Here is a 6,907-nt window from a genome sequence, read left to right as displayed (position 1 = left end):
GCCGTTTCCAGGAGCCGGTCCAGGTGCTGCGGCTGGAAGTTGGAGACGCCGATTGCGCGGACCTTGCCCTCGCGGTACAGCGTCTCCAAGGCCCGGTACGTTTCCGGGAACAGGCCACGGCGCGCGCACGGCCAATGGATCAGGTAGAGGTCGATGTACTCTAGGCCGAGGTTGGACATGGAGGTGTCGAACGCACGCATGGTGGCGTCGTAGCCGTGGTCGTCATTCCAGACCTTGGTGGTGATGAAGAGGTCCTCGCGGGAAACGTAGGGTGCGGTTTCCCCGGGCCCGCCTCCGGTGCCCTCAAATCCGGACAGGGCACCGATTCCCTTGCCGACGCCGGTCTCGTTTCCGTACATGGCGGCGGTGTCGAAGTGCCGGTAGCCGGTCTCGACCGCCATGGTCACCAGGCTGGCGGCGTCGCCCGGGGGGACCTTGTACAGCCCGAACCCCAGCCGGTCGATCAATACGCCGTTGTTCAGGGTCAGCCGGGGGGAGAGTCTCATGACAAAGACTTTACCCACTGGCGCTGGCGAGTGCCGGACGGCCGTTGCCGCCGCCGCACCGGTCATGCTGCCCCGCAGCCGCTCATCCCAGTCCGTCGAACCGGACGAGCCTGCGGGCGCTTGCCTCGTCCAGGATCAGGTCGGTGGCCAGTCCTGCCGCCAGCGCGCCCCTGAGCCCGTTGATTTTGGAAGCACCGGACACCACGCAGATGCGGCGCCGGACCTGGCGGAGCTGGGCCAGGTCCGGGCCGGTGGAGCGCGCGTTGAGCGTGATGCCGTCCGAGGACCCGTCGGCGCGGAAGAACACCGTGGCAACATCGCCCACCACATCGGAGTTCGCCAGGACGTTCAAGTCGTCTTCATCGAGGTAGCCGCCGGCGTAGACGTGGCTGGGGTAGTCGGCGTCGACCGATCCGACACCAAAGATCGCGATGCTCATCCGGGCCTGCAGCTCCAGGATCCGCTGAACACTCCGCTCATTCCACATGGCCTTTTTGGTCGCGGCGTGGTCGAAGAAGGCCGGCACGGGAAACTGTTCCACCCGTGCTCCGTAGGCGCTGCCGAACCGCCGCATGATGTCCGAGGCATAGGTGATACCGGTGGTCTGCATATTCCCGGCGCCGTTGAGCTGGACGATCACGCTGTCGTGGGTGATCTTGCGCGTCAGGTGCCGGCTCACGGCGCTCAGGGTGGAGCCCCATGCGACGCCGATGATGGCGTTGGAGTCCACCAGCGGTCCGATCGTCCGGGCGGCCTGCATGGCCACACGGTCCAGTGTTTCCGCCTCATTGAGTGTGTCCACCACCGGAACGACATGGACATCCACCTTGTATTCGGCGCGGATCATGCCCTCGAGTTCGGGCCCGGTGTCCAGCGGGCTGCGGATCTGGATCTGCACCAGACCCGAATCGCGCGCCGCGGACAACAGCCGGGAAACCGTGGACCGGGACGTCCGGAGCTCGCGGGCGATGGCGTCCATGGTCAGGTCCTGCAGGTAATACAGCTGGGCCGCGCGGAGGGCGTCGGACTGGCGTGATTGCATCATGACATTTCCCATCTGCACGTTTGTGCATAGTGCTTGACTCCATTTTCCATTAGTCCAAAGAATAGTGTTGAACGGCGCCGCGCCACGGGCGCGCCGCACAGAATCAAACCCAAGGGAGCAATTTTGGGACAGAAGGACTCAGTCGGCGCACCGGCGAACGATCGCGCCTCGGTGCAGAAGCTGCGGACGCGGCGGCACGCGCAGGTTCTGATCATCGGAGGCGGAATCAACGGGGTCGGAACGTTCCGTGACCTTGCGCTGCAGGGCGTGGATGTGGCGCTCGTTGAGCGCGGCGATTACTGCCAGGGTGCCAGCGGCGCCTCTTCCCACATGATCCACGGCGGCATCCGGTACCTCGAAAACGGCGAGTTCCGCCTTGTCCAGGAGTCGGTGACCGAACGCAACAGGCTTCTGCGGATCGCACCGCACTACGTCAAGCCGCTGCAGACCACGATCCCGATCTTCAGCACCTTCTCCGGGGTCCTGGCCGCCCCCATGCGCTTCCTGACCCACAAGCAGGGCAAGCACACCGAACGCGGGGCGTTCCTGATCAAGCTCGGCCTGAGCATGTACGACTTCTTCTCCCGCGACGGCGGCACGGTCCCGCGCCACCAGTTCCGCGGACGCAAGCGCGCGCTGGCCGAGCTGCCCCGCCTGCACCCCGGGATCAAGTACGCGGCCACCTACTTCGACGCCTCCGTCCACAACCCCGAGCGCCTCACCCTCGACGTGCTCCAGGACGGCGAGAAGGCCGGCGGCGCGGACAGCCACGCCCGCGCCAGCAATTACGTCTCCCTGGTCTCGCTGGGCGGCTCCGGAACCTCCGGCACCTCAGGAACCCCCGGCACTCCAGGAACTACTGTCCAGCTGCGCGATGAACTGACCGGCGAGGTGTTCGACTTCACTGCCGACGTCGTCGTGAACACCACCGGCGCCTGGGTCGACCTGACCAACGAGGCGTTGGGGCTGGCGTCGTCGTTCATGGGCGGAACCAAGGGTTCGCACATCGTGCTGGACCATCCGGAGCTGCTCGCGGCGTGCAACGGCCGCGAAATCTTCTTCGAGCACACCGACGGCCGGATCGTGCTGATCTACCCGATGGGGGACCGCGTCCTGGTCGGCACCACCGACGTCGACGCCGACATGGCCCAGGACGCAGTGTGCACCGAGGCGGAAATCGACTACTTCTTTGACCTGATCGGCCACGTGTTCCCGGACATCCCGGTGGGCCGCGACCAGATTGTCTACTCGTTCTCCGGTGTTCGCCCGCTTCCGAAGCACGACGCGACCCAGCCCGGCTTCGTCAGCAGGGACTACCGGATCGAACGCCGTGCGGAGGCGGGCGGCGCCGTCCTCAGCCTCGTCGGCGGCAAGTGGACCACGTTCCGGGCCCTTGCCGAGCACCTGAGCAACGACGTCCTGGCCGAACTCGGTATGGAACGGAAGGTTTCGACGGCGAAGCTCGCCATCGGCGGCGGCGCCGGCTTCCCGGACAGCGAGGACGGCGTCCAGCGCTGGATCAAGGCCCACATGTCGGCCGGCCGCGACGCCGCCCGCATCACCGGGCTGCTGACCCGCTACGGGACCCGCGCCGAAGAAGTCATCCGCTTCCTGGACGGGGCCGCGGCCGGCGAGCCGGACAGGCTGCTGCATTCCACCCGCGAGCTGAGCACCCGGGAACTGGAGTTCATGGCCGCCCATGAGCAGATCGGGCACCTCGTGGACGTCCTCATCCGCCGCACGTCCCTGGCCTTTCGCGGCCTGGTGACCGGGGAACTGCTCAACGAAGTCGCAGAAATCCTTTCCGGACCGCTCGGCTGGGATGCGGCACGCCGGGCCTCAGAGATCAGCCAAGCACAGGAGGTGCTACAGCGGTTCCACGGTGTCCGGGTCCACAGCCTGGTCGCCTGATATTGCTTGCGTGCCCGGGCAGGGAAGCCCGGGTGCAAGCACTGCGCGGTCCGCCCTGGCGGCCGGCGCAGTGGCTGGCCGGCAGCACGAACATGCTGCCGGCCCCACGGCTTCCAAACTCGCGGACGCCGACAACAGAAAATAGAGGAGTCAAAGATGTCTCTTGGAATAGTTTTCCTATCCGAATTATTCGGTACCGCCATGCTGACCCTGCTGGGTTGCGGCGTGGTGGCCAACGTTGCGCTCAAAGGCACCAAGGGCAACAACGGCGGGTTCCTGATGGTGACCTGGGGATGGGGCATTGCCGTCTTCTCCGGTGTCTATGTTGCCGCCATCTCAGGTGCGCACCTGAACCCTGCCGTGACTTTTGGCCTGCTGGTCAACGGCAAGAAGTTGTACGCTCCCGGCGTTCCGGTCGACTTCGCCTCAACCCTGACCTACTTCGGTGGGGAACTGACCGGCGCCTTCCTCGGCGCCGTCGTGATGTGGCTGGCCCACAAGCAGCACTTTGATCTCGAGCAGGAGCCCGCCAGCCAGTTGGCAGTCTTCTCCACCGGCCCGGCGATCCGCTCCAACCAGTGGAACCTGATCACCGAGATCATCGGCACCTTTGTCCTCGTGTTCGTCATCCTGACCTTCGGCGGGACGCCATCCGGACTCGGCCCGCTGTCTGTGGCCCTGCTGGTCGTCGGCATCGGTGTTTCGCTCGGCGGCCCCACCGGCTACGCCATCAACCCCGCCCGTGACCTGGGCCCCCGCATCGCGCACGCATTGCTCCCCATCAAGGGCAAGGGCTCCAGCGACTGGAGCTACTCCTGGATCCCGGTCGTCGGTCCCCTCATCGGCGGCGCCCTGGGCGGCCTCGTGGCAGCTGTCGTGCCGATCATCATCCCCGTCATCCCTCACTAACCGCCCGTTCAACCGTCAGTACAACTGCCACGCCAAACAGACAAGGACGTCAATATGAACCAGTACGTAGTTGCAATCGACCAGGGCACCACGAGCACCCGAGCCATCGTGTTTGACCACAGCGGCAGCATCGTCTCCTCCGGCCAGATGGAGCATGAGCAGATATTCCCCCAGCCCGGCTGGGTGGAGCACAACCCCGCTGAAATCTGGAACAACACCCGCGAAGTGATCGGCTCGGCCCTGTCCAAGGCGAACCTGACCCGGCACGACATCGCCGCCGTCGGCATCACCAACCAGCGCGAAACAGCGGTGGTGTGGGACAAGACCACCGGCGAGGCGATCTACAACGCCATCGTGTGGCAGGACACCCGTACCCAGCCGATCGTGGACGAACTCGCCAAGGACGGCGGGGTAGAACGTTTCAAGCAGAAGGTGGGCCTGCCGCTGGCGACCTACTTCTCGGGCACCAAGATCAAGTGGATCCTGGACAACGTCGAGGGCGCCCGGGCCAAGGCGGAGGCCGGCGACCTCGTCTTCGGCAACACCGACTGCTGGGTGCTCTGGAACCTGACCGGCGGGACCGACAGCGGAGTGCACGTCACCGACGTGACCAACGCCTCACGGACCATGTTCATGGACCTTGAGACGCTGTCGTGGGACCAGGAGATTCTGGACGCGTTCGGCGTCCCGGCCTCCATGATGCCGACCATCAAGTCCTCCTCCGAGGTCTACGGCACAGTCCACACCTCGCAGCTGCTGCGCGAGGTTCCTGTGGCCGGCATCCTGGGCGACCAGCAGGCGGCCACGTTCGGGCAGGCGGCGTTCGATGCCGGGGAAGCCAAGAACACCTACGGCACGGGCTGTTTCCTGATCTTCAACACGGCCGAGGAGATTATCCACTCCAAGAACGGGCTGCTGACCACCGTCGGCTACAAGCTCGGCGACGCGGCGCCGCACTACGCGCTGGAGGGCTCCATTGCCGTCACCGGTTCCTTGATCCAGTGGTTGCGGGACAACCTCGGCATGATCAGCAGCGCCCCGGAGGTCGAGACCCTCGCGGCCTCGGTGGAGGACAACGGCGGTGTGTACATTGTGCCGGCGTTCTCCGGCCTCTTCGCGCCGTACTGGCGCTCGGACGCCCGCGGCGCCATTGTGGGCCTGACCCGCTATGTTACCAAGGCCCATATCGCCCGCGCGGCGCTGGAGGCCACCGCCTTCCAGACCCGTGAGGTGCTGGACGCCGTCAACGCCGACTCCGGCGTACCGCTGACGGAGCTGAAGGTCGACGGCGGCATGGTCGCCAACGACGCCCTGATGCAGTTCCAGGCGGACATCCTCGGCGTGCCGGTCATCCGTCCGAAGGTGGTCGAGACGACGGCGCTGGGCGCAGCCTACGCGGCCGGCCTGGCGGTCGGATTCTGGAAGGACCTGGGCGAGTGCTCGGCCAACTGGGCCGAGGACAAGCGGTGGGAACCGCAAATGGACCAGGCCGAGCGGGAACGCCAGATGCGTCTCTGGAAGAAGGCCGTCACCAAGTCCATGGACTGGGTTGACGACGACGTGAAGTAGGCGCCAACACTGACCCGCCGACAGGGCACGGCTTCGGCGGACAAAGAAGAGCTCCGGCCAGGGAAACCTGGCCGGAGCTCTTCACTGTCTGCGTCAGCTCTGTCCCGCGTCGGGTTTGTCCCTCAGCGCACGGGCCGCGCAGACGGGGTCCTCACGACAGCACGCGGCGTCTTGGCGTAGACGTCCTTGCTGACCGTGTAGCCCCTGCTGTCGAGCTCAAGGGCACGGGTGTTGATCCTGTCCAGCACCGCGCTGGTGAGCCTGGTGATCTTGACCAGGTCCATGAACTCTTGGTCTTCGCCCCCGACTGCTGTCACCTTGATGAGCCCGGTCCCGGCTGAGTAGAACTTGCGCTGGTGGCCGGCGCTTGGCGGGTCGAGCGGGTTGAACTCATCAATCACCAGCACGTCGTTGTAGCATCCCGTGGGGACGCAGACTCGTTGGTCCTTCGCGAACACGTCCCCGCAGTCCAGGAAGTCCACGGTGGGGGCATAGGCCTGGACGTATGCAGGGGTGTTCCGGTGCGGCTTGGCCTGCATGGCAATGCCGGCCCGGGCCCTGTCGATGCCGCTGATGAACGTGCTGGGCGCGCCGACCAGCTCCCCGTTCTCGTACTCCTCCGGATATTCGCCGAAGAGCCAGACTGTCCCTTTCTCCGTTTGGGCGAAGAAAGCGAGTTCGGACTCCACGAGTTCACCGTCGGAGTAGTCCCGGTCCCAGACCGCGATCGTCTTGACCCCGTCAATGACCTTGGTCAGCCCTGTGACGGTGCTGACAACCGTGCGGGTGGTCGTCCCGTCCGGGGAGATTACTTTGCCGGTTGTGGTGTATTGCATCCCGGGCCTGAGCCTGAGCCACTGGTTGTCGATATTCGGTTCAGCCGGGAACGCGGAACGGTTGAACCTCAGCACCGAGCCGGGGCCGCACAGTTCCTTGGTACTCGTGGCCGCCGGCGCGGTGGCTGCCG

General features: G+C 65.6%; 6 protein-coding genes. 3 read left to right on the top strand and 3 right to left on the bottom strand.

All coding sequences use genetic code 11. The annotated features are described in order from the left end of the window. Together Y706_RS24710 and Y706_RS0109765 are read right to left on the bottom strand one after the other, a co-directional pair. The coding region (locus Y706_RS24710; protein ID WP_043435847.1) for an aldo/keto reductase at positions 1-506 on the bottom strand (506 nt) is incomplete at its 3' end. Between the two features lie 82 nt (positions 507-588). Next, positions 589-1,551 carry a sugar-binding transcriptional regulator gene (locus Y706_RS0109765; protein WP_028276454.1) on the bottom strand — a complete coding sequence of 321 codons (963 nt, stop codon included), beginning with the start codon at positions 1,549-1,551 and terminating at the stop codon, positions 589-591. Positions 1,552-1,722: 171 nt separating this feature from the next. Between Y706_RS0109765 and Y706_RS0109760 the strand changes: the two genes are divergently transcribed. The 3 genes from Y706_RS0109760 to glpK all read left to right on the top strand — a co-directional run bounded on the left by Y706_RS0109760 (position 1,723) and on the right by glpK (position 5,940). Continuing rightward, positions 1,723-3,462, top strand: a complete 1,740-nt coding sequence (locus tag Y706_RS0109760; protein ID WP_253906755.1) for a glycerol-3-phosphate dehydrogenase/oxidase — start codon at positions 1,723-1,725, stop codon at positions 3,460-3,462. A gap of 156 nt (positions 3,463-3,618) precedes the next feature. Next, on the top strand, positions 3,619-4,371 hold the full coding sequence (locus tag Y706_RS0109755; RefSeq protein ID WP_028276452.1) for an MIP/aquaporin family protein: 753 nt from the start codon (positions 3,619-3,621) through the stop codon (positions 4,369-4,371). Positions 4,372-4,425: 54 nt separating this feature from the next. Next, positions 4,426-5,940: a glycerol kinase GlpK gene (gene glpK, locus Y706_RS0109750; RefSeq protein ID WP_028276451.1), complete on the top strand. Its 1,515-nt coding sequence runs from the start codon at positions 4,426-4,428 to the stop codon at positions 5,938-5,940. Positions 5,941-6,062: 122 nt separating this feature from the next. Here the strand turns inward: glpK and Y706_RS24705 are convergent. Beyond that, positions 6,063-6,907: hypothetical protein (locus Y706_RS24705; RefSeq protein ID WP_253906753.1), on the bottom strand; the 845-nt coding region annotated here is incomplete at its 5' end.

It is taken from the genome of Arthrobacter sp. I3 (assembly GCF_000520575.1).
Classification (GTDB): Bacteria; Actinomycetota; Actinomycetes; order Actinomycetales; family Micrococcaceae; genus Arthrobacter; species Arthrobacter humicola_A.
The sequence above is the reverse complement of the archived record's forward strand: the minus strand, read 5'-3'. Positions and strand labels throughout refer to the sequence as shown.

Excerpts from the sequence above, each read along its gene's own strand:
- glpK (WP_028276451.1), top strand. The coding sequence starts at position 4,426 with ATGAACCAGTACGTAGTTGCAATCGACCAGGGCACCACGAGCACCCGA.
- Y706_RS0109755 (WP_028276452.1), top strand. The coding sequence starts at position 3,619 with ATGTCTCTTGGAATAGTTTTCCTATCCGAATTATTCGGTACCGCCATG.
- Y706_RS0109765 (WP_028276454.1), bottom strand. The coding sequence starts at position 1,551 with ATGATGCAATCACGCCAGTCCGACGCCCTCCGCGCGGCCCAGCTGTAT.